General features: G+C 54.5%; 24 protein-coding genes and 1 pseudogene. 11 read left to right on the top strand and 14 right to left on the bottom strand.

Annotation, left to right across the window (positions count from 1 at the left end; genetic code table 11):
- Positions 1 to 46 precede the first annotated feature (46 nt).
- A complete protein-coding gene (gene pepT, locus ACQG1Y_RS11540; RefSeq protein ID WP_368740421.1) occupies positions 47 to 1,276 on the top strand; it encodes a peptidase T in 1,230 nt (409 codons plus the stop codon).
- Here the strand turns inward: pepT and tehB are convergent.
- Both tehB and tehA read right to left on the bottom strand, forming a co-directional pair.
- The gene (gene tehB / locus ACQG1Y_RS11535) at positions 1,273 to 1,866 is read right to left on the bottom strand and encodes a tellurite resistance methyltransferase TehB (protein ID WP_015570555.1); all 594 of its coding nucleotides are present in this window, start codon (positions 1,864 to 1,866) and stop codon (positions 1,273 to 1,275) included. The genes pepT and tehB overlap by 4 nt on opposite strands.
- Complete coding sequence (tehA, locus tag ACQG1Y_RS11530) at positions 1,866 to 2,861, bottom strand: dicarboxylate transporter/tellurite-resistance protein TehA (protein ID WP_047733368.1); 996 nt, start codon at positions 2,859 to 2,861, stop codon at positions 1,866 to 1,868. Before tehA ends, tehB begins: the two co-directional genes overlap by 1 nt.
- A gap of 121 nt (positions 2,862 to 2,982) precedes the next feature.
- Here tehA and ydcK point away from each other — a divergent pair, with 121 nt between their 5' ends.
- Positions 2,983 to 3,963: a YdcK family protein gene (gene ydcK / locus ACQG1Y_RS11525; RefSeq protein ID WP_047741293.1), complete on the top strand. Its 981-nt coding sequence runs from the start codon at positions 2,983 to 2,985 to the stop codon at positions 3,961 to 3,963.
- Here the strand turns inward: ydcK and rimL are convergent.
- From rimL to ACQG1Y_RS11505, 4 genes are all read right to left on the bottom strand, one after another.
- The gene (rimL, locus tag ACQG1Y_RS11520; protein WP_032653529.1) at positions 3,958 to 4,497 is read right to left on the bottom strand and encodes a 50S ribosomal protein L7/L12-serine acetyltransferase; all 540 of its coding nucleotides are present in this window, start codon (positions 4,495 to 4,497) and stop codon (positions 3,958 to 3,960) included. The two genes, ydcK and rimL, sit on opposite strands and share 6 nt — an antisense overlap.
- A gap of 95 nt (positions 4,498 to 4,592) precedes the next feature.
- Positions 4,593 to 6,248, bottom strand: a complete 1,656-nt coding sequence (locus ACQG1Y_RS11515) for a glucan biosynthesis protein D (RefSeq protein ID WP_017384001.1) — start codon at positions 6,246 to 6,248, stop codon at positions 4,593 to 4,595.
- Between the two features lie 230 nt (positions 6,249 to 6,478).
- Positions 6,479 to 7,252 carry an ABC transporter substrate-binding protein gene (locus ACQG1Y_RS11510; RefSeq protein ID WP_003857237.1) on the bottom strand — a complete coding sequence of 258 codons (774 nt, stop codon included), beginning with the start codon at positions 7,250 to 7,252 and terminating at the stop codon, positions 6,479 to 6,481.
- A gap of 10 nt (positions 7,253 to 7,262) precedes the next feature.
- Complete coding sequence (locus tag ACQG1Y_RS11505; protein WP_033487935.1) at positions 7,263 to 8,432, bottom strand: pyridoxal phosphate-dependent aminotransferase; 1,170 nt, start codon at positions 8,430 to 8,432, stop codon at positions 7,263 to 7,265.
- Between the two features lie 113 nt (positions 8,433 to 8,545).
- On the opposite strand from ACQG1Y_RS11505, the gene ACQG1Y_RS11500 reads away from it, so the two are divergent.
- Positions 8,546 to 9,388: a LysR family transcriptional regulator gene (locus ACQG1Y_RS11500; protein ID WP_015570561.1), complete on the top strand. Its 843-nt coding sequence runs from the start codon at positions 8,546 to 8,548 to the stop codon at positions 9,386 to 9,388.
- On the opposite strand, the pseudogene ACQG1Y_RS11495 reads toward ACQG1Y_RS11500, so the two are convergent.
- Together ACQG1Y_RS11495 and hglS are read right to left on the bottom strand one after the other, a co-directional pair.
- Positions 9,375 to 10,879: pseudogene (locus tag ACQG1Y_RS11495) on the bottom strand (carboxylesterase/lipase family protein). The gene ACQG1Y_RS11500 and the pseudogene ACQG1Y_RS11495 sit on opposite strands and share 14 nt — an antisense overlap.
- 42 nt (positions 10,880 to 10,921) lie before the next feature.
- Complete coding sequence (hglS, locus tag ACQG1Y_RS11490; protein WP_017384005.1) at positions 10,922 to 12,265, bottom strand: 2-oxoadipate dioxygenase/decarboxylase HglS; 1,344 nt, start codon at positions 12,263 to 12,265, stop codon at positions 10,922 to 10,924.
- A 227-nt stretch (positions 12,266 to 12,492) separates the two neighbouring features.
- On the opposite strand from hglS, the gene ACQG1Y_RS11485 reads away from it, so the two are divergent.
- The gene (locus ACQG1Y_RS11485; protein ID WP_045329778.1) at positions 12,493 to 13,416 is read left to right on the top strand and encodes a LysR substrate-binding domain-containing protein; all 924 of its coding nucleotides are present in this window, start codon (positions 12,493 to 12,495) and stop codon (positions 13,414 to 13,416) included.
- A 41-nt stretch (positions 13,417 to 13,457) separates the two neighbouring features.
- Here the strand turns inward: ACQG1Y_RS11485 and ACQG1Y_RS11480 are convergent, their stop codons facing one another.
- From ACQG1Y_RS11480 to ACQG1Y_RS11470, 3 genes are all read right to left on the bottom strand, one after another.
- The gene (locus ACQG1Y_RS11480; protein WP_368740424.1) at positions 13,458 to 15,149 is read right to left on the bottom strand and encodes a methyl-accepting chemotaxis protein; all 1,692 of its coding nucleotides are present in this window, start codon (positions 15,147 to 15,149) and stop codon (positions 13,458 to 13,460) included.
- Positions 15,150 to 15,308: 159 nt separating this feature from the next.
- The gene (locus ACQG1Y_RS11475; RefSeq protein ID WP_017693450.1) at positions 15,309 to 16,427 is read right to left on the bottom strand and encodes an S-(hydroxymethyl)glutathione dehydrogenase/class III alcohol dehydrogenase; all 1,119 of its coding nucleotides are present in this window, start codon (positions 16,425 to 16,427) and stop codon (positions 15,309 to 15,311) included.
- A 32-nt stretch (positions 16,428 to 16,459) separates the two neighbouring features.
- Positions 16,460 to 16,735: a metal/formaldehyde-sensitive transcriptional repressor gene (locus ACQG1Y_RS11470; RefSeq protein ID WP_032104106.1), complete on the bottom strand. Its 276-nt coding sequence runs from the start codon at positions 16,733 to 16,735 to the stop codon at positions 16,460 to 16,462.
- A gap of 629 nt (positions 16,736 to 17,364) precedes the next feature.
- Between ACQG1Y_RS11470 and ACQG1Y_RS11465 the strand changes: the two genes are divergently transcribed.
- The 6 genes from ACQG1Y_RS11465 to ACQG1Y_RS11440 all read left to right on the top strand — a co-directional run bounded on the left by ACQG1Y_RS11465 (position 17,365) and on the right by ACQG1Y_RS11440 (position 20,179).
- The gene (locus ACQG1Y_RS11465) at positions 17,365 to 17,652 is read left to right on the top strand and encodes a hypothetical protein (protein ID WP_368740425.1); all 288 of its coding nucleotides are present in this window, start codon (positions 17,365 to 17,367) and stop codon (positions 17,650 to 17,652) included.
- Between the two features lie 339 nt (positions 17,653 to 17,991).
- A complete protein-coding gene (locus ACQG1Y_RS11460; protein WP_368536294.1) occupies positions 17,992 to 18,615 on the top strand; it encodes a transporter in 624 nt (207 codons plus the stop codon).
- A gap of 143 nt (positions 18,616 to 18,758) precedes the next feature.
- Positions 18,759 to 19,031, top strand: a complete 273-nt coding sequence (locus ACQG1Y_RS11455) for a DUF883 family protein (RefSeq protein WP_003857263.1) — start codon at positions 18,759 to 18,761, stop codon at positions 19,029 to 19,031.
- Between the two features lie 187 nt (positions 19,032 to 19,218).
- Positions 19,219 to 19,458 (top strand): regulatory protein YcgZ, encoded by a 240-nt coding sequence (gene ycgZ, locus ACQG1Y_RS11450; protein ID WP_033487931.1) that lies wholly within the window; start codon positions 19,219 to 19,221, stop codon positions 19,456 to 19,458.
- Positions 19,459 to 19,577: 119 nt separating this feature from the next.
- Positions 19,578 to 19,877 (top strand): hypothetical protein, encoded by a 300-nt coding sequence (locus ACQG1Y_RS11445; protein WP_032669919.1) that lies wholly within the window; start codon positions 19,578 to 19,580, stop codon positions 19,875 to 19,877.
- A gap of 23 nt (positions 19,878 to 19,900) precedes the next feature.
- Positions 19,901 to 20,179, top strand: coding sequence for a biofilm development regulator YmgB/AriR family protein (locus tag ACQG1Y_RS11440; RefSeq protein ID WP_044596271.1), 279 nt, complete (start codon positions 19,901 to 19,903; stop codon positions 20,177 to 20,179).
- Between the two features lie 84 nt (positions 20,180 to 20,263).
- Here the strand turns inward: ACQG1Y_RS11440 and ACQG1Y_RS11435 are convergent, their stop codons facing one another.
- On the bottom strand, positions 20,264 to 21,721 hold the full coding sequence (locus ACQG1Y_RS11435) for an EAL domain-containing protein (RefSeq protein WP_426736768.1): 1,458 nt from the start codon (positions 21,719 to 21,721) through the stop codon (positions 20,264 to 20,266).
- A 285-nt stretch (positions 21,722 to 22,006) separates the two neighbouring features.
- Between ACQG1Y_RS11435 and ACQG1Y_RS11430 the strand changes: the two genes are divergently transcribed.
- On the top strand, positions 22,007 to 22,891 hold the full coding sequence (locus ACQG1Y_RS11430; RefSeq protein WP_047638233.1) for a hypothetical protein: 885 nt from the start codon (positions 22,007 to 22,009) through the stop codon (positions 22,889 to 22,891).
- Between the two features lie 33 nt (positions 22,892 to 22,924).
- Here the strand turns inward: ACQG1Y_RS11430 and ACQG1Y_RS11425 are convergent, their stop codons facing one another.
- Both ACQG1Y_RS11425 and ACQG1Y_RS11420 read right to left on the bottom strand, forming a co-directional pair.
- Positions 22,925 to 24,100 carry an HlyD family type I secretion periplasmic adaptor subunit gene (locus ACQG1Y_RS11425; RefSeq protein WP_032104109.1) on the bottom strand — a complete coding sequence of 392 codons (1,176 nt, stop codon included), beginning with the start codon at positions 24,098 to 24,100 and terminating at the stop codon, positions 22,925 to 22,927.
- A complete protein-coding gene (locus ACQG1Y_RS11420) occupies positions 24,097 to 26,262 on the bottom strand; it encodes a type I secretion system permease/ATPase (protein ID WP_160176986.1) in 2,166 nt (721 codons plus the stop codon). The genes ACQG1Y_RS11425 and ACQG1Y_RS11420 overlap by 4 nt, the downstream gene beginning before the upstream one ends.
- Between the last annotated feature and the right edge of the window lie 176 nt (positions 26,263 to 26,438).

Genomic DNA, 26,438 nt, shown 5'->3' with positions numbered 1-26,438 from the left:
AAGTGATGGCGCAAACACATGAAAAATAAATACAGAAGGAAACACTATGGGCTCAGAACTCTCCAGACAATTAACCCAACGCTTTTTCCGCTATCTCGCCATCACCAGCCAGAGCGACCCGAAAGTCAAAACCCTGCCCTCCACCCCGGGCCAGCACGACATGGCGCGGGAGCTGGCGAAGGAGCTGGAAACGCTGGGGTTAGACGATATTGTGATAGATGAGTTCGCCACCGTTACCGCCGTGAAAAAAGGCAATGTTCCCGGCGCGCCGCGGATTGGTTTTATTACCCATATCGACACCGTCGACGTCGGTTTATCCCCGGATATTCATCCACAAATATTAACGTTTACGGGGGATGATCTCTGCCTGTATAAAGAGAAAGATATTTGGCTGCGCGTAAATGAGCACCCGGAAATTCTGGCTTATCCTGATGAGGAGATTATTTTCAGCGACGGAACCAGCGTATTAGGCGCAGATAATAAAGCGGCCGTCACCGTGGTCATGACGGTGCTGGAAAACCTCACCGCTGAACATAAGCATGGCGATATTGTGGTGGCGTTTGTACCCGATGAAGAGATTGGCCTGTGTGGCGCGAAAGCGCTGGATTTGAAGCGCTTCGACGTTGATTTTGCCTGGACCATCGACTGCTGCGAGCTGGGGGAGATTGTTTACGAGAACTTTAACGCGGCGGCGGCTGAAATTCGCTTTACCGGCGTCACGGCTCACCCGATGTCCGCCAAAGGGGTGCTGGTCAATCCGCTGCTGATGGCAACGGATTTCATCAGCCATTTCGATCGCCGGCAAACCCCGGAATGCACCGAGGGGCGCGAAGGTTATATCTGGTTTAACGGCATCCAGGCCGGGCAGAACGAAGCGATACTGAAAGCCAATATTCGTGATTTTGACAAAGATGGTTTCGCCGCCCGCAAGCAGCACATTGCCGATGTGGCGGCGCAAATAGCCGCGCAGCATCCCACGGCAAACGTGGAATACCGCATTGAGGATACCTACAGCAATATCAGCAATGCGATTGGCGAAGACCGCCGCGCGATCGACCTGATGTTCGAGGCGATGGAGTCGCTCGGCATCACCCCAAAACCGATCCCCATGCGCGGTGGCACGGATGGAGCGGCCCTGTCAGCCAAAGGCCTGCTCACCCCGAACTTCTTCACCGGCGCCCATAACTTCCACTCGAAGTTTGAGTTTTTACCGCTGTCGTCGTTCGAGGCCTCCTGTCGCACTGCCCTGCAACTCTGTCTGCTGGCGGCGCGTTAAGCGGGCTTGCGTGCGAGCATGGTAGCGAAGCGCAGCTTGATACGGTTCCCGTTGGCATCGGTACGGTGGAGTTCCCCTACCTCTTCGTTGTACTTGATCAGCTCCCAGCCTTCGTAGTAGTTGCTCAGTTCACCGGTTTTGAAGGCAAACGGGAAGCCGACTGTGCACGGATAATCCTCCGTATCCATGGCAGCAACGATCAGGTTATAGCCGCCTGGTCTGGTGCAACGCTGCATATTGGCGATAAGACCAGGGATGGTATTCGCTTCGAGGAACATCAACACGACGGTGGAAAGAATAAAGTCGTATTCGCCGTCAAAGGTCAGGTTGTTCAGATCCTTAATCGCCGTTTCCAGATTCGCGATCCCTTCCGCCGCCTTAATGCGCTCGATGTTATCGATGCTCATCGGGTTTTTATCCCACGCCGTCACGTCATAGCCGTTGGCCGCGAGGTAGAGGCTGTTGCGGCCATTTCCGCAACCCAGATCGAGCGTTTTACCGGGCTTAACAATGTCCGCGCTGAGCAGCACCTCTGAGTGCGTGCGGGTCAGCCCATATTTCTCAGTAAAGTAGTTTTCATCGACAGTCATTATTTTTCCTCAGATTGCATAAGCAGTGCCTTATCAGCGCGCACCAGAAGTTTGCCCTGCATCAGCAAGATAAAAGTACGGACCAGCAGCATCGCGATGATGACGTTGGTGAAAATAAACAGGGGAACCGCGAGGGCATGAAAGAACCCTGACGGACTGCTCTGCCCAAGATGTAAACCGGTGGTCGCCAGCGCCGACACCCCGAACGAGAAGCTCCAGAACGACGCGTTAAACGGCTGCGACAGATACCACGGCATCAGACGCAGCATAAACAGGAGTTGCAACAGGCCATAGCCGAATAGCATTTTGGCGAAGGTGTCCGCTTCGCCGCCGTTGACGCTAAACCAGGCGCTACAGGCCACCAGGGCAGGCGCAAGCTGGATACCGAGCGAGGTACGAAGGGCAGCGGGCAGTTCGCCCGCGCTGCGCAGGCGTTGCAAAATGACCGGCTCCAGGCTCAGCCAGGAAAAGACCCCGGCACCAAGGAACACCAGCCCCGCGTCGTGGAAGCCTAGCGCACCGCAGGCCATCGCGCTGATAAAATTGTTCGCTACCGTCGGCAGATACAGTCCCGGCGTCGTGGCTTCTTCCGGATGCTTGCCGCGCCACAGCCCGGCGCTTTGCCAGGCGGCATACGCAAGCTGGATCACCACGCCCACGCTAAACAACCCCAGCGCCAGCGGGCGATACCACGGCACAAAGCCGATGGCCACCAGCAGCGTTGTGGCAGGAAACAGGCTGACAAAACTGCTCATTACCGGATGCCGCATCTCGGCCAGCACGCTATGTGAAAACCGTACCGCACGGGTAAGAAACGCCACGCTCAGAAGGAACCAGATCCCCACCGCCAGCGCCACCAGGATCTCGCCCGGCCAGCGCGTCACCGGCCAGATGGTGCCGGCGTAACGCCAGGCGAACCCCATGCCTATGGTCCCGAGGACCATACCGAAATACCCGGCGGGCAAGTTAAGAACGCGTTGGTTTTGGTTATGCATTTTTTTTAAACTTTAAAATGTATTTTAAATGCCATTTTAAGGGGTTTCCTGAGCGGACGCCAGCACTTCGAAAAACCAAAACTTTGCTACGTTTATTGAAAGGCTTTTCAGGGATAACACGATGACAAAATATCGGCTTAGCAATGAAACGCGTCTCTGGCGCTGGCAGGACGGATCAACGCCGTGCACAACGCCTCTCAGACAAATTATTGCCGTGAAGGATTTTAACGATGTGACCAGCGGGACTAAAGGCGGTTGGGTTGAGGATGAACACGCGCTCGCCCAGGACGGGGATTGCTGGGTTTACGATGAAAACAGCGTGGTGTTTGCCGGGGCCAGGATATCCGGTAACGCCCGCCTCACCCAACCCTGCATCGTAAGCCACCGCGCACACGTTGGCGGCAACGGCTGGCTTGACGCGGCAGAGGTGAGTCACGGGGCGGTAATAAGTGACAACGTCACCATTCAGCACTCCACCGTACGCGGGGAATGCCGTATCGCGGGTGACGCGCGGGTGCTGCATAACAGCCTGGTGATTGCAGCCAAAGGGCTGACACCCGACCGTGAGCAGATCCTGCAAATTTATGACCGAGCCACGGTCAGCCAGTCGCATATTGTGCATCAGGCGCAAATCTACGGCGATGCCATGGTGACCTGGGCCTTTGTTGAGCACCGCGCCGAGGTGTTCGATCGCGCCATTATTGAGGGCAACGGGCTGAATAACGTCTGGGTGTGCGACTGCGCCAAAGTGTACGGCAACGCCCGTCTGCTGGCCGGTCTGGAGGATGATGCCATCCCGACCGTGCGGTACAGTTCACAGGTCGCGGAAAACGCCCTCGTCGAAGGCAACTGCGTCATTAAACACCACGTATTAATAGGCGGCGAGGCGTGGTTACGCGGCGGGCCGATCCTGATTGATGACAAAGTGGTCATTCAGGGGCGGGCGCGTATCAGCGGCGATGTCCTGATTGAGCATCAGGTGGAAATAACGGACGATGCGGTTATCGAGGCGCTGGAGGGTGAAAGCATTCACGTCCGGGGAGCCAAAGTGATCAACGGCGACACGCGGATCACCCGGACGCCGCTGCTGGGGGCGCTATAGCGGGAAGATTCTGGCGTACAGGTTCACGTCATCGTAGCGACCGTTGAGCATTTCCGCTTCCCGCAAACAACCTTCCAGCGTGAAACCGTTGCGCTGCGCCACCCGGTTACTGCTCTGGTTATCCACGCGACACTTGATCACAAAACGGCGGATCTCGCCGCGCTCAACGTAATAGCGCATAAACGCCTGGAGCGCCTGAGAAAGAATACCCTGCCCCTGATGCGCCTCGTCAAGCCAGTAGCCGATATACCCGGCCTTATTCGCAGGCTCGATCGCGTTGAAGGAGAGCACGCCCACCAATTCGTCATTCATAAAAATCAGGAACATTTTGGCGTAACCGCGCTGGTGCAACATCTGGTTGCTCTGCACGTTGCGGCGCGTGTCCTCTTCGCTGCCGACATGCTGCGCCCAGTCAAAGGCGGTTTGCAGCCAGGTTTTGTTTTTGATTACGAGGTTATGCAGATCGGTGGTATAGCGCTCTTCGACGGCGCGAAGCTCGATTTCCTGGTTAACGGGGATGATTTCTGAAGACATGGTGCCTCTTAATTGCCGGGTGGCGCTAACGCTTACCCGGCCTACAAATGCGTCCAGAGCAGGCCGGGTCGCCACCCGGCACAAACCCATTAGGACTAGCGCATGATCCGGTCGTCAACGTAGTTACGTTTGTCCGGCGCGGGCGGGAAGTACTGGTACAGCCAGGTCTCGCTGATGGCATCGCCCTGACAGCGCAGGAACAGGCGCATATCCACCGGCTCGGTGGAGTCAGAGGTTGGATACCAGTCAAACAGAATGCGATATCCGTCGAACGGCTCGACGTAGAGGATCTCCACCTGCTTCGCTTCACCGCTGGACAGGGTGATCACCGGCTCAATGCCCTTCGGTGCGGCGGCCTTCAGATCGCCTCCGACGAAGTCAATGGCAAAGCGACGGGCCCACACTTTCGGGTAATTTTCACCCGGCGCCCAACCCTCCGGGAAGCCTCCCATACCGGTACGGGTGGCGTAGACGTTTGCCAGCGGGGAACGCACCGGCGGCTGTGCGCTCCAGTAGAGACGGTATTTGAAGTCCAGCTCATCACCCGCCTGCACCGGTTTCTCTGGCTGCCAGAAGCAGACCACGTTATCGAGCGTCTCGCCGGTTGTCGGGATCTCCATCAGGGCAATGGAACCTTTCCCCCAGTTGTTGCGCGGCTCGACCCACAGGCTTGGTCGCTTGTTATACCAGCCCATGACGTCCTGGTAATGAGAGAAGTCACGGTCAAGCTGCAACAAACCAAAACCCTTCGGGTTTTTATCCAGGTAGGCGTTAAATTGCAGCTTTTGCGGGTTGTTCAGCGGCCGGCAGATCCACTCCCCGTTACCGCGCCACATCGCCAGGCGGTCTGAATCGTGGATCTGCGGATGAATGGTGTCGCACATGCGGCGTTCGTTGTTGCCGCAGCTAAACATGCTGGTCATTGGCGAGATGCCGAGCTGCTTGATGTCTTTGCGCGCATAGAGATGGTTTTCGACGTCCATGATCACCTGGCTCTTCTCACAGTGGATCACAAACTTATAGGCACCGGTAATGCTCGGGCTGTCCAGCAGCGCATAGACGGTAAAGGTGGTATCACCCGGCTTCACGGTTTCAAACCAGAAGGAGGTGAAATCCGGGAACTCTTCCGGGGTGTCGGTAAAGGTATCCACCGCCAGACCACGCGCAGAGAGGCCGTACTGGTAGGTATCATCCACCGCGCGGAAGTAGCTCGCGCCCAGGAACGAAACGATATCGCGTCGCGCCAGCTCCGGCGCTTTAAAGACGCGGAATCCGGCGAAGCCGAGGTCGCTCTGCCCTTCAAGCTGGCGGGTATCCACGCCCGTATCGCCGTAGCTGAACAGCTCAGGCCGGAAGTGGATCTCACGCGCCTGAGAGGTGGTTTGATCCAGCGAGAACATGCGCACGCGGCGGCGGAACCCCATCCCCATATGGAAGAACTGGGCGTCCAGCTGACGGCCTTCAATGTTATTCCACAACGACTGCTTCTCATCGTAACGGATGGCGTTGTACGCCTGCGGCGTCATGGTGGCCAGCGTTTCCGGCAGCGGACGCGGCGCACCGCCCCACGCGGTTTTCGCCAGATCGTGCGCCATGGATTGCAGAACAGAGAAGTCAAAGCGACGGCTCTGACCGTCGGCAATGTCGGAGTCAGCAGCATACGCCGCCTGGGAAAACAGAGAAGCAAGGCCAGAAGTGCCGCTCAGGGCAGCCATTGCCAGGGAACCTTTGAGAAAACGTCTGCGATTCATGCCTGAGAAAACGTCCTTATGGTCGTGTGAATGAGTTTCGCGCGCAGCGAAATGACGGCAAGAAAGAACGCACAGCCTAAACAAAAACGGTTAAGAATCCAATTGTTGGCGGGTGATTATCTGAACAAACCGAGAAATATTTTCTGTCGACCAGAACGGCCTGAAAAAGGGGTAAAGTTATGTATAAAAGTGTCCCGGCTGGACATCAACAGCCGGGACCAACGAGGCGGTTATTTTACGCTGACATCGATACCCGGGAAGTACTTATCAGCCAGTTTAGCGATCGTGCCGTCGGCACGTACTTTATCAATTGCGGCATCAAGCTGCTTTTTGGTGGCCTCATCCCCCTTACGCAGCCCAAAGCCGATCCCACTGCCGAGGATGGTGTCGTCCGACACCGGTTTGCCGATAAAGCCAAACCCTTTACCCTGCGGCTTACTGAGGAAACCTGCCTGCCCGGCCGCTGACATGACCAGCGAGGCATCGATGCGGCCATTCAGCAGATCTCCCCAGGCCATATTCTGATCTTTATAAGACACCACGGTGACACCGTGCTTTTCCCAGTGCTCTTTGGCGTAAGTTTCCTGAATTGAACCCTGAAGAACGCCGATGGTTTTGCCCTTCAGCCCTTCGGGGGTAGCCTCTACCGCAGAACCGGCTTTGCCCACCAGCTGGGAGGGAATGCGATAGATGGGCTGGGTGAAATCAATGCTTTTGCGACGCTGTTCGGTGATGTTCATCGCCGAGTTTATGGCGTCGAACTTTTTCGCCACCAGACCGGGGATCAACGCATCAAACGAGGTTTCAACCCAGCTGCACTTCAGCGCGGCGGCTTTACAGATGGCATTTCCCAGCTCTACGTCAAACCCTTCCAGCTCCCCTGACGCATTGCGGCTTTCAAACGGCGGATATTCCGCTTCCAGCCCGTATCGCAACTCGGTAGCGGCAAACGACGAGAATGAACACAACAGTCCCATGCCGACAACTAACGCGCGTAATTTCATTTCAAATTCCTTAACGTGGTGTAACCCGACAAAGGGCCTGGGCACCTGCCCGTAACGTCGCCTCATCTTTCGCAAAAGAGAGACGGATTAACTTATTGTCCGTGCCATCGGCATAAAACGCCGACAGCGGAATGGTGGCAACCCCGTACTCGACAATCAGCCTTTTCACCATCTCGCTGTCGCGCTCGTCGCTAAAGCCGCTGTAATCCGCCAGCAGGAAGAACGAACCGGCACTTGGTAGCAGCCTGAACGGTGAGTCGGCGAGCAAACTTTGCAGCAGATCGCGCTTGCGCTGATAAAACGCCGCCAGCGACAGCCAGGTTTGCGGATCGGTCATGTGTTCGGCAAACGCGTACTGCATCGGCGTATCGGCCGAGAACATTAAAAATTGATGGACTTTACATATCTCATCCATCAGCTCCGCGGGCGCCACACAATAACCCACGCGCCAGCCGGTGACGTGATAGGTTTTTCCGAAAGAAGAAATAATCACGCTGCGCTCCGCCAGCTGCGGGTGCGTCGCCATTCCGTGGTGCGGTTCGCCATCAAAAACGACGTGCTCGTACACTTCGTCAGACAAAATGATGATGTCGGTGTGGCGCGTCAGCGCTGCCAGCTGGTGCAGATCGGCGGCTGAAAACACCTGCCCGCTCGGGTTGTGCGGCGTATTGACGATGATCATCCGCGTGCGCGGGGTAATAGCCGCCCGTACTTCATCCCAGTTCACGGCAAAATCCGGTACCGTCAGCTTAATGGCGATCGGCGTCGCCCCTTGCAGACGCACAATCGGCGCATAGCTGTCAAAGGAGGGCTCGAAATAGATCACCTCATCCCCAGGATGAACCAGCCCGCTGATGGCTGAGTAAAGCCCTTCGCTGGCGCTGGCGGTCACCAGCACCTCACTCGCCGGGTCATAGCGTGTGCCATAGAGCGAGGCAATTTTGTCCGCAATGCGCTCCCTGAGCGGTTGCAGCCCGGTCATGGAGGCGTACTGGTTATGCCCTGCCTCCATGGCGCGGGTCACGCCGGTGATAAGTTTTGGGTCGCAGGAAAAATTCGGCGCACCCTGAGAAAGGTTGATGGCGTTATGCCGGGCTGAAAGCTGGCCGATAACGGTAAAAATGGTGGTTCCCACATCGGGCAATTTGGATCGTGTCTGCACCGGCGTTTTCAAAGTCATCCTCTGTCCCTTCTCGTGGTGAATGCATAACTATTCAAACAACAACTTCATTGCCGGGACAATCGAATTGTTGTCATAATAGCCATGACAAAAACGCATAGCTAAGGTGAGATATGTCGCGTCGATCATTTCCGCTCAATGCCGTAGAGACATTTATCGTGACCGCGCGTCACCTGAATCTAACCCATGCCGCCAGGGAGCTTTGTCTGACGCAGGGGGCGGTAAGCCGCAAAATCGCTTCGCTGGAAAGCTGGTTCGGCTTCCCGCTGTTCGAGCGCCATGCGCGCGGCCTGCGTCTCTCCTCTCAGGGAAGCGCCCTGCTGCCGGAGCTGCAATCTGCGTTTGAGCACCTGCTGAACGTTGCTGAACAGGCACGAACGCACCAGACCGTTATTCGTCTGAAAGCGCCTACCTGCGCGATGCGCTGGCTGGTGCCGCGGCTGCTACAGGTGGAGCGCGAACAGCCGGAACTCCAGATTGCGCTGACCACCACCACCGATCATAACGTCAATTTCAAAACCGAATCCTGTGACGCGGCGATTGTGTTTGGGACACACATGAGCGCCGGCGATCTGCTGTTCGAAGAGGCCTTAACCCCGGTGATGAGCCCGGTACGGGCCGGTTCTGCGCTGGAAACTCTCACCTTCCTTCACCCCACGCGGGACAAAACGGACTGGACGCTGTGGCTGGCGAAACAGCCGGGTCCGCCGCCAGCTATGCTCAAAAATCAACACTTCGAAACCATGGATCTGGCCATTACCGCCGCCATTCAGGGGCTGGGCATCGCCATCGCGGATGAAACGCTGGTGGAGGAGGACGTGCGCGCCGGACGGCTGATGCGGCCTTTTGACACAAGCATAAAGACGGGGGCGAGCTACCGGCTGGTATTACGCGACGCACCCGGCCCGGAAAACGGACTGGATGCGTTTCGCGCCTGTCTGCTCAGTCGAGGCTGACGTGGTGTTTCATCACCCGTTTGAAGAGGCTCATACGGGCACGCATGAAGCGTTTTCAAGCCGAAAACCTGCATTTTTATTCACACCGATACGTAACAGCACGTCCCGCCCTTTCCGGCAGGCGGGCCAGCGCGTGGGCCCTGCCAGGCTATCGCGTGCCCCCGCATCCCGGGCGAAGCTCACCCAGTAGTCCGCCACCTGAGCGGCGAAGGCCAGATCGCGTTCATTTACATACTGCCGCGAGGGTTCCACCTGTCCAAGGGTATCGAACACGTAGGGCACTTCGTTGCCGTGCCAGGCGCCGTTGATGTACGTCGCGTGCTCCGCTTCGGCCACATAATCAAACCAGTATCGCCAGCACAGGCCGCCCGCCGGCTGCTGCGCCTGCATCACCACGTATCCCATGGTGGTGAAGGCCATGTCGCGGCATACCTGCCTGCCAAGTTCCTCATCGCCCTTCACGCCAGGATAAAGCAGCTTAATCAGCCCCAGGCCAAAGCGCCGCTCGCGGCGAAGCTTCTGGATCTGCCCGGCCAGATCGACCCCGAACACCGACATCACGCTGGCTTCGTCGCTGTTTGACCCAATCATCACCGGTACAGGATGCTGGCGGGCCGCGAAGAAAACGTCGAGCATGGCCTCAGGCAAAACGCAATCCCCCACGATGGGCGCAGGGGCGATATTCAGCGGCGAGGTCAGCGGCCAGAACGCCTCAGGCGGGATCGCGCGAAGCTGTTCAGCGGTGGCATTTTGCAGGCCGAAATGGGCGGCAATCGCTTCGCCTTTATGCATGGCCTGCCCGCGTGGGGTGTCGGGCAGCGTGTACCCGCTTTGCACAATGGCTTTATGGAACAGTCCTCGCGCAAGCGGAGAGGCCATCAGCGACAGCACGCTGCGCGCGCCGGCCGACTCGCCAAATACGGTGATGTTCTCAGGATCGCCGCCGAACGCGGCGATGTTATCGCGCACCCATTCCAGGGCCTGGATCTGATCGAGCAGCGCAAAGTTATGCACCACGCGCTCTTCTTCCCCCTCCAGCGCCGGATGGGCAAAAAAGCCGAGGTGTCCGAGACGGTAATTGATCGTCACCACCACCGTGCCGCGCTTCGCCAGCGCCCTGCCGTTATACGGAGGCAGCCCGCCAGCGCCGAGGGTAAATCCTCCGCCGTGCAGCCAGACCATCACCGGAAGCGGATCGGCGCGTGCGACTGGCGACCAGACGTTAAGGTACAGGCAGTCTTCAGAGAACTGGCCGGGATCGCCGCCACCCAGCTCCTGACAGCTTTCGCTGCTCTGCCAGCTGGAGGCGGATAACGCCGTCGCCGGACGCACGCCATCCCAGCGCGCGGGGGGACGCGGGGAGCGCCAGCGCCACTGGCCTACGGGCGGTGCTGCATAGGGAATGCCGCACCACACGTGGGTATCGCCTTCAGTAAAACCAATCAGTGCGCCCTGGCGCGTTTCAACCACAGGGGCGGAGGGATTTTCCATACCAACCTTCTTTTTCCATCACACCCTTGCAGAGTAACGGTTTCAGAGCAAACCGCAACGCTGTTTGCTGCGCGCTTCCGCCTCCTCGTAAAGCGAAAACTCGTCGTACACCGCACAGCCGAGCGCGGCTTCGAAGGCATTGCGGCTGGCATTGCCGTGGCTGCGCGCCTGCGTTTCATTGCCAAGATTCGACTGGAAGATCCCCGCCGCACTGACGGGCAGAAAATCCTCGTAGGTGATGGGCTGTGCCACAACCCAGCCCCGTTCGATCAGCGGCTGCGGATCGTCGCCGGGACGAAATGCGTGGCGATGCGCCTCACCTGTCGGGGTCAGACGGTAGCGGAAATAAGCCAGCCGCTGACGGCGCAGGAACATTTCGCTGTCCGGGAAGGCGCTGAAGATCTCGCGCAGGTGAAGCTGGTGGGTCAGGTTGTCTTTGCCGGTCCCGGCCTGATTTAAAAGACTGTCGTACAGCTCGCGCCCTTTCGGCGTAAGGGCCACGCCGCGCTGCTCAATCTCACCGAAACGCGCGGTATGGGTGCCCTTGTGTTCTCCCGCGAAAAGCACCGGCTCCTCCAGCGCCTTAAAGCTGGTCTGGCGCAGGAGGATCGGCACCTCGCGGCGCGGCGGGCCTTCAATCAGAATTTTCGGCTCAATGCCGTACTTCGGCATTAGCTCCTGCACCCGGTCGATATCCAGCGTGCGCGGCGTGAGATGGTTGATATGGCACCCCGGGAAACAGACCACGTCGGCAATCAGGCGATGTTCGTTGCTCAGCGCCAGATAGGTTTCCTGATCGACCGTCGCATGGCGATGCCAGCGGAAGGTTTCCAGGGCTTCCTGCACAAATTCGCGCGCCTGTGCCTCAGTAAAGTGTCCCTGCGCATCATGCAGGTCGATCAGTTCCAGGCAGCGCGGCGTAAAGATGTTGCGCCGGGAGAGGATCTCCGCCGCCCTTTCGCGCAGCGCAACGTTTTCAATCAGCTCAAGGCGCAGCAGCGAGGTAAAAATGCGAAACGGATTACGGCAGAGCGCCGCATCGTCTGTCGGACGAAACGCCGTCGAGTGGACGGGCACGCCCGCCTGGGAGAGATCGTAATAGCTGACCGGGTACATGCCCATAATGGCGAAGATCCGGCGCAGGGTGGAAAGCTCCTGCGCGGTGCCAACGCGGATCGCACCGTGACGTTCAACATTCAGGCGCGCCAGTTCGTCTGCGTTTGCCAGTTGTTCATGTAAAAGTGGGTTATTTTCCAGAACCGCCAGGTTAACGTCCGCCACCAGTTCCAGCAAGGTGCCGTACTGCGGAACTTCCTGCTGGTACATCGCCGACATAGCCTGCGAAAAGTGTTCCCGAATATCATCAGCCGTGATGGTGTTCGCCATGATGTCATGCCTCCAGTGAATACTACCTGGAGTGTAGAGAAGCCCGTTCCTTTCGTTGGGAAGAATTTACGAATTGTGATCCAGGCAGACGAGTGGTCAAAGCGTGGGCATTTTCGAAAAACGGTTGTAACTCAAATAGATCAAATGTTAAAAATATTTTGCTATCAGGTTATCAAATTCAAACATCTTAACTTGTCACCCGCGTCGCTCTGTTTTTAACATCGCCTATGGAAAAAAATGGTCTGTTCAGTCAGCGCATACGCTTGCGCCATTTGCATACTTTTGTGGCCGTCGCTCAACAGGGAACGCTGGGGCGAGCGGCTGAAACCCTTAACCTCAGTCAGCCTGCACTATCCAAAACGCTGAACGAACTGGAACAGCTTACCGGAACCCGCCTGTTCGATCGCGGCCGTCTGGGCGCTCAGCTTACTCTCGTGGGTGAACAGTTCCTGACGCATGCCGTTAAAGTTCTCGATGCCCTCAATACCGCCGGTCAGGCGCTCAACCGTAAAGAGGAGTCGGCCAGCGACATCGTGCGCGTGGGCGCGCTGCCAACGGCGGCGCTGGGTATACTGCCTGCGGCGATCGGCCAGTTCCACCGTCAGCAAAAGCACGCCACGCTTCAGGTCGCGACCATGAATAATACCATGCTGCTGGCGGGCCTGAAGTCAGGCGAGCTGGATCTGGGCATTGGGCGGATGTCCGATCCGGAACTGATGAGCGGCCTGAATTACGAGCTGCTGTTCCTGGAATCGCTGAAGCTGGTCGTGCGTCCGAATCATCCCCTGTTGCAGGACACCGTGACCCTGAGCCGCGTGATGGAGTGGCCGGTGGTAGTCTCACCAACAGGAACCGTTCCGCGTCAGAATGCGGAGGCGTTGCTGCAAATGCAGGGCTGCACGCTGCCTTCCGGGTGTATTGAAACGCTCTCGGCGTCGCTGTCGCGCCAGCTTACGGTGGATTACGACTACGTGTGGTTTGTGCCGTCCGGCGCGGTGAAGGACGATCTGCGACGCGGCGTGCTTACGGCGCTGCCGGTAACATCGCCCGGCGCGGGAGAACCGATTGGGATCCTGACGCGGGTAGATGCCCCGCTCTCTGAAGGCGCCCAAACGCTGTTAAGCGCCATTCGTAAATCAATGCCTCTCTGACCCTAAACGCAGAACCCGCCGCGAAGGCGGGTCTGTCTTACTCAGAACGTTTCACAGTTATCACCTGAGACGGCCGCCGCCGGGGTTAAAGGCGCGGATTTCGCTGCGGTTGCAGGGGCTGTAGTCCGTCCAGCCCCTGCCCCGATGAGACGAAACGCGCCAACGGCCTCCGTCAGACGTGCGCCCTGCTCTTCCAGCGAGGCCGCCGCCGCAGAAGCTTCTTCCACCAGCGAGGCATTCTGCTGCGTCACCTTGTCCATCTCGGAAATCGCCTGGCTCACCTGAACAATGCCGCGGCTCTGCTCATCGGACGCCGCTGCAATCTCCAGCATAATATCGGTGACGCGTTTAACCGCCTCGACGATCTCATTCATGGTATTGCCCGCCGCAACCACTTCCCCGGAACCCTGATCGATAAGCGACACCGATTCATTAATCAGGCTTTCAATCTCTTTCGCCGCATTCGCGCTGCGGCTTGCCAGGGTGCGGACTTCACTCGCCACGACCGCAAAGCCGCGTCCCTGTTCACCCGCACGCGCCGCCTCGACCGCCGCGTTGAGCGCCAGAATATTGGTCTGGAACGCGATACTGTTAATCACGGCGGTAATTTCAGAGATCTTCTTCGAGCTGGTGGAAATATTACCCATGGTTTTCACCACGCCGGAGACCATCTGCCCCCCGCGGCTGGCCTTACCGGAGGCATCTTCTGCCAGTTTACTCGCATGATGCGCGTTATCGGCGTTCTGTTTCACCGTCGCGGTGAGCTGCTCCATGCTGGCCGCCGTCTGTTCAATCGCCGCCGCCTGCTGCTCGGTACGGGAAGAGAGATCGGTGTTACCCGCGGAGATCTCGCTGGTTCCACGGTAGATCTCCTCCGCCCCTTGCCGCACGGTGCCCACGGTTGTCACCAGCGCGTGCTGCATCGTTTGCAGATCGCGCGTCAGGCGGCCAATTTCGCTGCGTCCGGTCGGTTCGTCCGGCATGGTCAAATCGCCTTTTGCGATATTTTCGATACGCGTAGCGGCTCGCTGGAGCGGGTTTATCACCGTACGGCGCAGCACCACAAAGGTGATCACCGCCAGCGCCAGCGCCAGGCCAAACGCGCCGAACATAAACATCAGCCCCAGCCGGGTGCGGGTGTGAGCCTGTGCCGTCAGCGCGTTGGCGCGTTCGGTGCGGATTTTTATCGCCTTCAGCAGCACCGCGTTATAGGCATCGTCCAGCGGACGCGCGGTCTCATTTTCGTGGTTAATAATGGCTTCAAACATGCCGTTTTTGGCATATTTCAGCATCGGCTGCATACCGGCGATGTAGGCGTCATAGCGGGCTTTCAGATCGCCATCAAGCGCTTCATCAGCCGGGGTACGAACGGTGCGCTTCATATAGGCGGCAAATCCATCCTGCGACTGCCTGATGCGGATCTCAGCCTCAGCGATGTTTTGTTTCATCGCCTCCATCTCCGCGATACGGCTGGCCGCACCCGCGTGGATCATGTTGATACGGGCGGTGCGTAAATGGTTGGAACTGTTTGACAGACCGGTGCGCACCTGGATTTCTGCCGTGACATCCTGCTGATCGTTATCGGCCTGGAGCAGGAAATAGCCTGCCAGACCTGAGCTCAATGCAAACAGGAGAATAATGCCACCGAGAATGGAGGAAAACAGCGGAACCAGCCGGATGTGATGCAAGAAACTCAGCTTAGGCTGCGCCTGCATCGATGTTGTGTTGTCCATGACCGTCGACTCTCTTATAGGTAAGATGCGTAATAACACGCCTGTAAAAGAGTCATCGGCACGCCAGGGAATTAAATTACGTCTAAAAGCGCCGGACAGGTCACACTTTAGAGAAGATCAGGGAAGAAATGCCAGCGGAAAAAACCGCTGGCAGAATAATCAGTTGTCGCCGAAATGGATAACGGTGCGAATGGATTTTCCTTCGTGCATCAGATCGAAGGCTTCGTTGATCTGCTCCAGCGGCAGGCGGTGCGTAATGAACGGATCAAGCTGAATTTTACCGACCATCGCATCTTCAACCATGCCCGGCAGCTGAGTACGGCCTTTCACGCCGCCAAATGCTGACCCGCGCCATACGCGCCCTGTCACCAGCTGGAAGGGACGGGTTTTGATCTCCTGACCCGCGCCGGCCACACCGATAATGATGCTCTCGCCCCAGCCTTTGTGGCAGCACTCCAGCGCTGAGCGCATTACGTTGACGTTGCCGATACATTCGAAGCTAAAGTCCACGCCGCCATCGGTCAGCTCCACGATCACGTCCTGAACCGGTTTGTCGTAGTCTTTCGGGTTGATGAAGTCGGTCGCCCCCATCTCACCTGCGAGCTTAAATTTCTCCGGGTTGGTATCCACAGCAATGATACGCCCAGCTTTCGCCTGTACCGCGCCCTGGATAACCGCCAGACCGATCCCGCCCAGGCCGAACACCGCCACGGTGTCCCCCTCTTTCACTTTCGCCGTGTTATGCACCGCGCCGATACCGGTGGTGACACCGCAGCCGAGCAGACAGACTTTATCCAGCGGGGCCTGCGGATTCACTTTCGCCAGTGAGATCTCGGCGCACACCGTGTATTCGCTGAAGGTGCTGGTACCCATGTAGTGATAAATGGGCTCGCCGTTATAGGAGAAACGGGTGGTGCCGTCCGGCATAAGTCCTTTGCCCTGCGTGGCGCGCACGGCCTGGCAGAGGTTAGTTTTGCCGGATTTGCAGAACTTACACTCGCCGCACTCTGCGGTGTAGAGCGGGATCACATGGTCGCCGGGCTTCAGGCTGGTGACGCCTTCACCCACTTCCACCACCACACCGCCCCCTTCGTGGCCGAGCACCGCCGGGAATACGCCTTCCGGATCGTCACCGGACAGGGTAAACGCATCGGTATGGCAAACGCCGGTGTGGGTAATTTTGATCAGCACTTCGCCTTTCTTCGGCGGAGCAACATCAATTTCAACGATTTTCAGCGGCTGGCCTGGGCCGAACGCGACAGCTGCGCGAGATTTCATGATGTCTTTCCCTTGTTGTGAGGTGTGTGGGTTTATTTTAGATAAGAGCGCAGTAAATGGCCGACTTCCGCCATCCGCACTGCCCGCTGATCCGGGGTGGTCTCCCCCGTCACCAGCTCATCTTTGAGGTGAATTTCGACCATTTCCCCCATCAGACCATTGGCAGCGCCGCGCACGGCGGCAATTTGCTGCAAAATGGCGAGACAGGGATCGCCCGATTCCAGGGCGCGTTCAAGGGCATCAACCTGGCCCCGAATGCGGCGGACGCGGGTCATAATACGTTTTTTATCTTCGGGTGAATGCGGCATACGCCCTCCTGATACTATAGGGGGGTATTGTATCTGTTAATACGATTTTATGTAAACATGAAGTTTAGTGTGGGTTTTAAGTAGAGCCGTAGATAATGTGAAAAATCCGCGTCTGGAGTTAATATTGGTGACTCGCTGATATACCAGAAGTGGGCAATCAGGTGCGTCATGAGCGAAAAGTAGATTGGATAAATCCATGGCAGCCATGCACTGTCCCTTTAAAATTAACGTGTTGGTTGTTCTTGTTATTGAGTGTAATGCAAGTGTGGTACAGATGAAGTCATACATCATCATTCTTTCTTAAAAATCCTACTTTAAAAGACTTGTGCAATCACACTAACCCCCACTAAAGAACGTAGGTATCATAAGAATACGAAAAAGAATAGACTAATACTGTTGGATATATTTATCTTTGATAACATGTAGCCTGTAGTAAACAAAATAAGTCGGGTGCAGCATGTTCGGACAGAAAACATTGCTGAAACTGGTCCTGATCCGGTTTATCCAAAAGAATTTTTATACACTCTGATAAATATTACTATCACAATTGGGTTTTACATATTGAATTCGGATCACAACGCTTCATCATTAAGGAATGACTAAGTATAAAAAGAATTGTTCTCGCCTCTTTGATTTTATCTTTTTCGTTATCTGCTATCGCTAATCAATTAAGCATTGATGACCAAATTAATAATGCTTGTGCTAAGGCCTTAAGCGGTGACAAAGAACCTTTGGGTAACTTTCCACCAGATAGTTTTGCTGCAACAGTCAGTCCGAAAGTTAAAGAAGCTTACAACGAAGTTTTAAAATCTCGATCTTCTATTGTAAACGACCTGAGTTTACAGAATGCAACCAGTTGCGCCAACCTGGTTAGAGATAAACTGAAATCAAAAGGTGAGTACACAGAAGAAAAATAATTCCCAGGGTGGAGAAACAGCATTTTTTGTGGAACTGAACGCTTTCTCTATCAGAGTTCGTTCTTAAAAAAACATCGACAAGATAGTTCCGCAGCTGTTTTTTCCACCTCTCGCTGGTCCCTCAATACCCTGACATCCCGTTGCCTGAAGGCACCCTCCGTAATGACAGCGCCCGCCTAAACAGCACAGACGAGGCTGACGATATTTACGCTTTCGTCTCGTCGTGACCAACCCTATTTAGCTCAAAATGTTAAAAATCCGCACTTATATGGCACAATGTGAACAGAAATAACATTCTCGTCACCTAACATACTCGCTACAAACAAAATGGTGGTGTTAATGATTGTACTAAAGAGCTTTTTATTCTTCATTGGCGCGGCGGCCGCCTGCGCACTTATTGTACTGTGTCTTTGGGTTGATATGCGTTTTGTCGGCCATGATATTCCGGAATTATCACTGACCGAAATTATGCAGGAAACGGTATTAGCGACTATTGTCTTTCTCCATTTTCGTCTGGCGAAAATGGACGAATCCATGCGTTACTGTAATATTCTGGTGGGCGGATTTTTCCTGACAATGCTAATTCGTGAACTGGACGCGCTTTTTGATCTCATTTCTCATGGGAGTTGGGTGTGGTTCGCGCTGATTACCGCTCTGCTGGCGTTAATTCGCCCCGTTATGCATTTTCGCGCTACCCTGGAACAGCTGGCAAAATATACCCAATCCCCCTGGTACGGCATTCTGTTGAGCGGCCTGCTGGCTGTACTGGTCTTCTCCCGCCTCTTTGGAATGCAGGTGCTGTGGCACGACATCCTGGAGCATGGCTATATGCGTGTCGTGAAAAACGCCGTGGAGGAAGGTTCGGAATCCTTCGGCTATATGCTGTGCCTGGCCGCATCCCTTGGCTATTACATTACCTTTCGCACTCACGCACGGCAGAAACAGTCTCTTCGCGCTGCGTAGAGAACGACATTTTTTGGACGTTATGGTGGTCATGTAAGAAAGACATGTCCTAAAAAGGGGCAATCTGCCGTCGATTTCAGCGAATTCTCGCTCACTCCTGCAATCAGCGTCTATCCTTAGACTACCAACAAAAGGAGGCTGGAATGTCTGATTTCGACACTGATAAAAATGCACAGTACGCTGGCGATAAAGCCAAAAACAAACTTGATGAATTATCCGGCTCTGCGCAGCAGCAGTTTGGTGAATTCGTTGATTCCCCTAAACACCAGGTGAAAGGTGCAGCGAAAAAATATGCTGCCCAGGCCAGTGATGCCGTCTCGGATGTCACTGAAGCCGTCAGAAACAATCCCTTAACGGGCTTAATCGCTGCGGGTGCGGTAGGTATCGTTCTGGGACTTCTGCTGGGACGTAAATAATTTCAGGCCCTTCGGGGCCTTTCCTTTTCCCCTTTTTCCTGCTCTTTCCCCCCCTATTATTGATAGTTTTCCTGACAAAAACACGATCCACGTGAAAAGTTGTACAATTTTAATGTACAGATTTGATCGAATAGTATAAATTCAATGCCACTGATGTTACAAAATTGTTTGTTAACGGTGGAAAATTATGCGTCGCAACCATGCTCCCTCTACAGCAGAAAGCGCTATCACCTTGTATTTTAACAAGGATAACGTCCCAACACAGCAGGAAACCCTTGGTGCTATCGTCAGTGAGATCATCAAAGAAAATGTACAACTGAGCAGAATGACAATCTGTACAAAGCTGTTGCGCAGAATTGAAGAGTCAACGTCTGACGTTGAGAAAGCGCACTATAACGCTCTGATAGCCCTCTTCTTCGAGCGTTAACCTGAACACTGTTTTTTTAACTTACTAAGTTAGTCATGCTGAGTGAGAATAGAGCTCCTGAATGCGATGACTAACCCCATGCTACAGCCTCCTGCGTGTAGCAGAGTGAGATTGAAGCTATGCATAGAACTAAATTTGAACGACTTAAGGATGACCTTATCGGTGAGGCCGTATTATCCATACTGAAAGAGAACGGACCTATTACCTTTGCGTCTCTTGCTGGTCGCCTGCGGGCGATGGCTAACGTTGAATCAAATGATGAACGCAAAAATGCATTGATTGCCGCTGAAGATGAAGTACGCCAGCGTGTAACCGGCGTATCGCACGACCGGGGAAGAGTGATGGGCGATTATGATATTGGGCGCATGCGCTCTCTCTTTACTCACAACACGCTTCTGACTCCAGACAAGAAACACTAATTTTAACCGAAACGGTGACCACCATGAGTAAAGCGATTATGCAGCAAACGTATAATTTTGAAGCCCTGCACGATAAAGGACTGGCGGAACATTTTCTTAATGCTGGAAAGCATCTCAGTGGTGAGGTTGAAGTGTTGGGCTCGGCAATACGCTGTATTATGCTGACCGGTGACAATCTCTCAAATAAAGAGATTATCCTGCAACTGATTCACGCCCTCGAAATTACCGAGGAGCCCGAAGCCTGCGATGTCATTCGAAACACGCTTGAAATTGTTGTCGGTTTTACGCGCGATGATATCTGATAACAGATTATTACCCTGGTGAGTGACTGTTTTTGCTGGTGGTCGAAGAGTTAAGTCTGTCGTACCACCAGCATAGTGAAGCCATTAACTAAATAGCCGTACCATTCGATCCAGCTCTTCTTCTTTAACCGCCCGGGAAAGATAATATCCCTGGAAGCGCTTAACCCCTAATGCGACAAGTTTTTCAAATTTTTCTTCGCTATCGACGCCTTCCGCAACGCATTCCCTTCCCGTCATGTCGCTGTATATCTGTATCGCTTTAATAATGCTATTGTCATTGTCGTTAGCAACAAAGTGCTCGACTATATCGCGGTCAAGCTTCAGTCCATCAAAATTAATCTGTCGGATGGGTAACATAGCGTAATGTCTGGAAAAGCAATCATCCAGAAACAGCCGGCATCCCTCGGCGCGTAAACGCTGGAGAGTGACAGGAATATTTGGATCCTTTGTTACATCAATGGTTTCAGCTAATTCAAAGACAAGTTTCCCGGCCCACTGCGGCTTCAGTAACATTTCAACGGCTTTTTTCGCCATTCCCGGCAGCGCGTTCCCGGCAGCCAATTGAGGAGGAATATTAACCGAAAAATAATATTTTCCATTGTATCTGTTGATACCTGACACGGCCGCGTGAATGACTAACGCCGTCAGCTTGAGCCAAATTTCGCCATTTTTTATCCCATCCAGAAATTGGCCTGGTTTCAGGACCTGACCGTTTTTATGCCAGCGCAGCAGAATTTCAAAGCCTATTCCTTTTTTATCGCTATCGGTAATAAGTTGATAAGCCGCAAAGATTTCCCGCTTATGTAACGCCTGCAATATATTTATTTCTGCTTCCGAAAACCCCTGCGCTTTGTTCTTTACTGCACAGACCTCATCCCTTAAGACACGTGCATCGCTAAACCACACTCTGATAAGATATAATTTACTCAACCCCACTTTCCGATGGGTATAAATGGTTTTATCTGACAACCCTAACCTCGCTGACTGCTCTTTTATCGAAATACCCCGATAAAAATTCAGCAATACGGTTAACTCACGTTTTGTTAAACCATGCAGGCTTTCCTTACCTTCCTTCTCAGGTCCTTCACGCAATAAACGTGACGAATCGGCATGCACATCAGAAATACTCTCTACACAATTCATTACGTCTGAAATATTCGCCACCCTGATCCTCGACAACGATTTGGTATTATTAACGAGACTTTTCAGCGTGGCATAAAGCCATCTCTCTGGTATTGCACCATACAGGGTCACGCTACAAATAACCGGCAGTGCATTCAGAACCGAGACCAACCGTTTCAGGCTTTCAAGAAAGGCAGTCACGTCGCGACCAAGAAAAACAGAAACTTCAGGTTGTTGATTTTGCATCATTTTTTGCACATCACCTGAGCAAACTTCATCCTCTTCAAAATGGAGCCGCGTGGCGTTTACGCCACGAGACTTGAGAAGCAGGCTATACCCCTCGAAGGTGAAACCGCAGGCTGAAATAACGAATCGTTGCTTGTAGCAAGTACCTTGCATAAAAGGTAAGTTTTGAGACATAACCTGCTCCTGAGAATGTAAATATCATTCCCAAATGTGATTAAAGCCAATATTCTTTGTCGCATTGAATAATTTTACCGCACCCCATTTGGTTCATAAACCGTTATCAATGTTATGCACGGGAACATCTTTGCGTTAATCAACCCACTCATCCATATGCAGCATAAATATTACTTTCTTTTCATATAACGACAGTAAATATGCACTTCACAAGGTATAATGAAAATTCCGAAAAAGAAGACCAGACACTTCATCTTATCGGCCCAGACAAAAAGAGAAAATGCTATGGATAATCACATTTCATCCAGGGCTTTGCTACATCGAAGGGATGTTATTAAAAACAACCCGCGATTTGGTGAAGCTATAACAGAGCACTACAGAATTAATGATGCCATTTATAAAAAACAACCCTTATTCTATAAAACGATGCTTCAGGAATCACGCTTCAACATAATACTGTCAATGTGTTGTTTTGTTTTTGGTAATCAGGCTGAGTCAGTTTCAGAGATAAAGGCACTGTGTACCCGCTATAATATCGCCAGCCCTAACAGTGTTATCGCGATCATCACCATACTTAAGACCACCGGGCGAATTAAGACCTGGCGCTGTACCGAAGATCGCCGAAAAACAAAAATCGCACCAACGGAAAAAGGACTGGATGAGCTGAAACGCTATATGTCCGGGGCGTTTACGCCTGTTAGCATTCTTTTTCCGACATTCAATATAAATGCTAACCTTCTGGACAATGACAATCTGAGGCACAACTTTTTCCGGCGCGCCGCAGAGTACCTTTTCCGCGGATTAACATTCAGGAAAGTGCTTCCGGAGGTGGGTTTATTTATTGATAAGGATGGTGGCCGAATGATTATGCTCTATCTCTATTTGCAGGCCATCAAAAACAAAACAGCACATGGTGCCATAATAGCGTATTCAGCCAGCACGCTGGCAAAAGAATTTTTCGTTTCGCGTATTCATGTTAAACGGATTATCAAATCGGCGCAGGAGGCAGGTTATCTTAAAGATCGCGGCGATGGCCGGATGTCGATTTATCCGGCCTTTATCGAGCTTGTCGAAAATTATGCCGGATTATATTTTGCGTATGTCACACATTACATCAATGTGGTACCAAAAGAACGACGCCATGTTGTCAACATGACGCCTACACTCTGATCTGACGGGCGTTCGGTTTGCTGAACGCCTTTTTTATCGCTCGCGCAGCGCCTCTTTTGCCTTATTCAATGGTTTCAGCAGATAATCAATGACGGATTTACTGCCGGTTTTGATATCAACCGTGGCTATCATGCCCGGGAACACCGGGAATTCCTTGCCCTGCCTGTTGGTCAGATGGTTACTGTCCGTACGGATATAAACGCGATAATAATAAACATCCCGTTTCACCTCGTCCTGAAGGGTATCCGGGGAAATCATCGTCACCTCCCCTTCCAGCCCGCCGTAGATGGAGTAATCATAGGCGGTGATTTTCACCAGCGCTTTTTGCCCGGGATGGATAAACGCGACATCGCGCGGCGAGATTTTCGCTTCTATCACCATCTGGTCATCAAGCGGTACCAGGCTCATCAGTTTGCCGTTCGGCGGGATCACCCCGCCCACCGTCGTCACGTCAATGTCCTTCACGATGCCACGCACCGGCGCATTAAACGTTAAGCGGGTGAGTGAATCTTCGCGTCCTTTCATGACCGAACGCTGCGCTTCCATTTCCGCGTTCGCTTTTGCCAGTTCTTCGCGGGCGCGAACGTAGTACTGGTTTTTCATTTCGGTGATTTTGCTCTCCAGCTCATTTTTTTGACGTTCAAGGCGTAAGACTTCGACCTTACTGGCCGCCCCCTGCGTAACCAGCGGGCGCGTTAATGCCAGTTCACGCTGCACGAGATCTGCTCCCTGGCGTAAACCCGCCAGCCCTTTTTCAAGGCTTTCGCGACGTGACTGATAAAGCGCCGTTTCCTGTTTGACCAACTCAACGTCGTCATCCAGCTCTGCCGGGAATGTCAGCCCGGTGTCGTTTACCTCAGCATTCAGACGCGCGGCCGTCGCCATCGCAGCGTTTAATCGAGACTCGCTCTCCAGCACGCTGGACTCGGTTTTCGTCCGGTCCAGTTGGGCAAGCTGTTGACCACGCTCGACGATATCGCCCTCGCGCACCATCAGACTGTGAATAATCCCTCCTTCAAGGGACTGGATCACCTGCTCGTGGGAGGACGGGATCACCTTGCCGCTACCCGTCGTGACCTCATCCAGCTGGAACAGGCTGGCCCAGGTAATAAAGACCACCAGCAGGGCAAACAGCGACCATGCCACCAGCGACGAACGCGGCAGGCGCGGCTCCTTGAGCCGGCTGTTAAAGCGGGAGAAATCATTCATGCCACGCCCTCCGTTTTCAGTTTAACCGTGCGCTGCGGCGCCTGCTGCGGGGCCATTCCGTGCTGGCGTAAAATGGCTTCACGAGGGCCATCCATCACCACTTTGCCGTTTTCCAGGACGATGATGCGGTCAACCAGGTCCAGAATCGGCAGACGATGCGTCGCCACCACCAGCGTCCGGCGCTTACCGAGCCACTGGTGCAGATGCTGGATAAACTGCTTCTCGCTGACCTCATCCAGCCAGGCGGTGGGTTCATCCAGCAGCAGAATATTCGGCGAGGTGATCAGCGCGCGCGCCAGCAGCAGCGCCTGACGTTGCCCGCCGGAAAGCCCCGTTCCGCCCTCATTGATGATGGTGTTCAGCCCCATTTTCTGCTTGCGCACAAACTCCAGCGCGCCGCTGTTGACCAGCGCCTGATGGATTTCCTCGTCTGTCGCCAGCGGATTACCCATCAGGATGTTGTCGCGTAAGGAGCCGAAGAACAGCCGCGCCTGCTGGCTGAGCAACTGCATGTCGCGGCGCACGTCGGCCGGGTCAAGATGATTGAGAGCAATATCGTCCAGCAAAATGCTGCCCTGCTGTGGCTCCTGCATTCCCGCCAGCAGATGCAGCAAGGTGCTTTTCCCCGAACCATTCCGCCCGAGCACCGCCACGCGCTCCCCGGCGCGAATGCGCAGTTTGCTGATATTCAGCACGGTAAGCTTCTCTTCTTCGTCGTAATAAAACCCGACGTCGTCCAGCCGATAATCACCGCGCAGATGGGCTTTATGCACTTTTTTGCCGTGCAGGGGATCGTCAATCGGGCGCTGCATCAGGTCATCCAGCCCCTTGCGGGCCACCTTTGCCGACTGCCAGCGGGAGAGCACGCCGGAAATCTGCGACAGGGGCGCAATGGTCCGGGACGCCAGAATCGAGGTGCCCACCAGCGCACCGGTGGTCATGTCGCCGCTGATAACCAGATAACACCCCACCAGCAGCACCACGGCGTAGACGATAGACTGCACCTCCTGAGTCCAGGTCAGCAGCAGCCCCGTCAGCCAGCGCTGCTTCATGCCGACGCTCGCGGCAACGTCATTGGTGTTATTCCACTGGTTCTGGAACCTCTGCTCGGCGCGCATTAGCTTGATGTCCTCAAGCCCCTGCACCGCTTCCACCAGCGTGGCGTTACGAATCGCCGATTCACGCATCCCTTCGCTGGAGAGTTTTCCCAGCGGGCGCTGCACCAGCAGGCCGGGAATGAGCAGCAGCGGTACGGCCAGCAGCACCACCAGCACCAGCGGGCCGCCAATCATCCACAGAATGAAGACGAACAGCAGGAAGAACGGCAGATCGGAGATAGCGGCAATGGTGGTGGAAGTGATCAGCTCCCGCACCGACTCCAGCTCGCGGATCTGGGCGATAAACGACCCGGTCGATTTCGACCGTGCGCCGTTTTTAATCCTCAGGGCGTGGGCAAACACGCGCTCGGAAATACGCAGGTCGGCGCGTTTCCCTACCACGTCCGAAATATGCACCCGCAGCATGCGCATGATGAATTCAAACACGATGGCGATCATCACACCGCCAAACAGCACCCACAGCGTGGCCTCCGACTGGGACGGCACCACCCTGTCATACACCTGCATGGAAAAGACCATGCCGGAGAGCGCCAGCACGTTGGCGACCAGCGCCACCAGCATTATGTCGCTGTAACGACGCCAGTCTTTCAGCGCCAGCTGCCAGAACCAGTTTTTCTCATAGGGTTTGATGTAATCATCCACGCGCGCATCCGGCGTGGACTCCAGGGGACGCAGCACCATCAGCCCCTTTAACCGCGAACCGAGTTCGTCGTGCGTCAGCGTCGTCTCCAGGCCCCCGTCGCCGCTAAACTGCACGCTGACGTTCCCTTCGTTGTCCATACGGTTGATGACCGCAATTTGCCCGCCGGTGAACTCCGCCAGCAGCGGTAAACGCCACGGATCGAGCGCTACGGCTCCCGCCGCCACCCAACGCATCCCCAGCCCAAGCTGGCGCGCCATCTCCTCCAGCACCAGCTGGCGTGGAGACTGGCTTTCATGGTTAATCGTGACCCGAACATGCTCCGCCGAAAAATCCAGCCGATAATATTTCGCGATGATGAGCATGCCCTGCAACCAGGGTTCGTACTGTGGATGTGTCTTCATAATGCTACGTCCTGTTCAGGGCGATGATTTCGCACTGAAATGATACCTTTCCGGGATGATTAGAAATCGAACACTGTCTAAACGAGCCCGCAAAATAATCTTGTGAAATATAGGGTTATGGCTATTCGTGTAAAGAAACGCAAAAGGCCGCGAGGATCGCTCCCCGCGGCGTTGTT

The organism is Enterobacter cloacae complex sp. 397G4, from assembly GCF_050031515.1.
Lineage (GTDB): Bacteria > Pseudomonadota > Gammaproteobacteria > Enterobacterales > Enterobacteriaceae > Enterobacter > Enterobacter hormaechei_C.
This window is presented reverse-complemented; position numbering and strand designations above follow the sequence as displayed.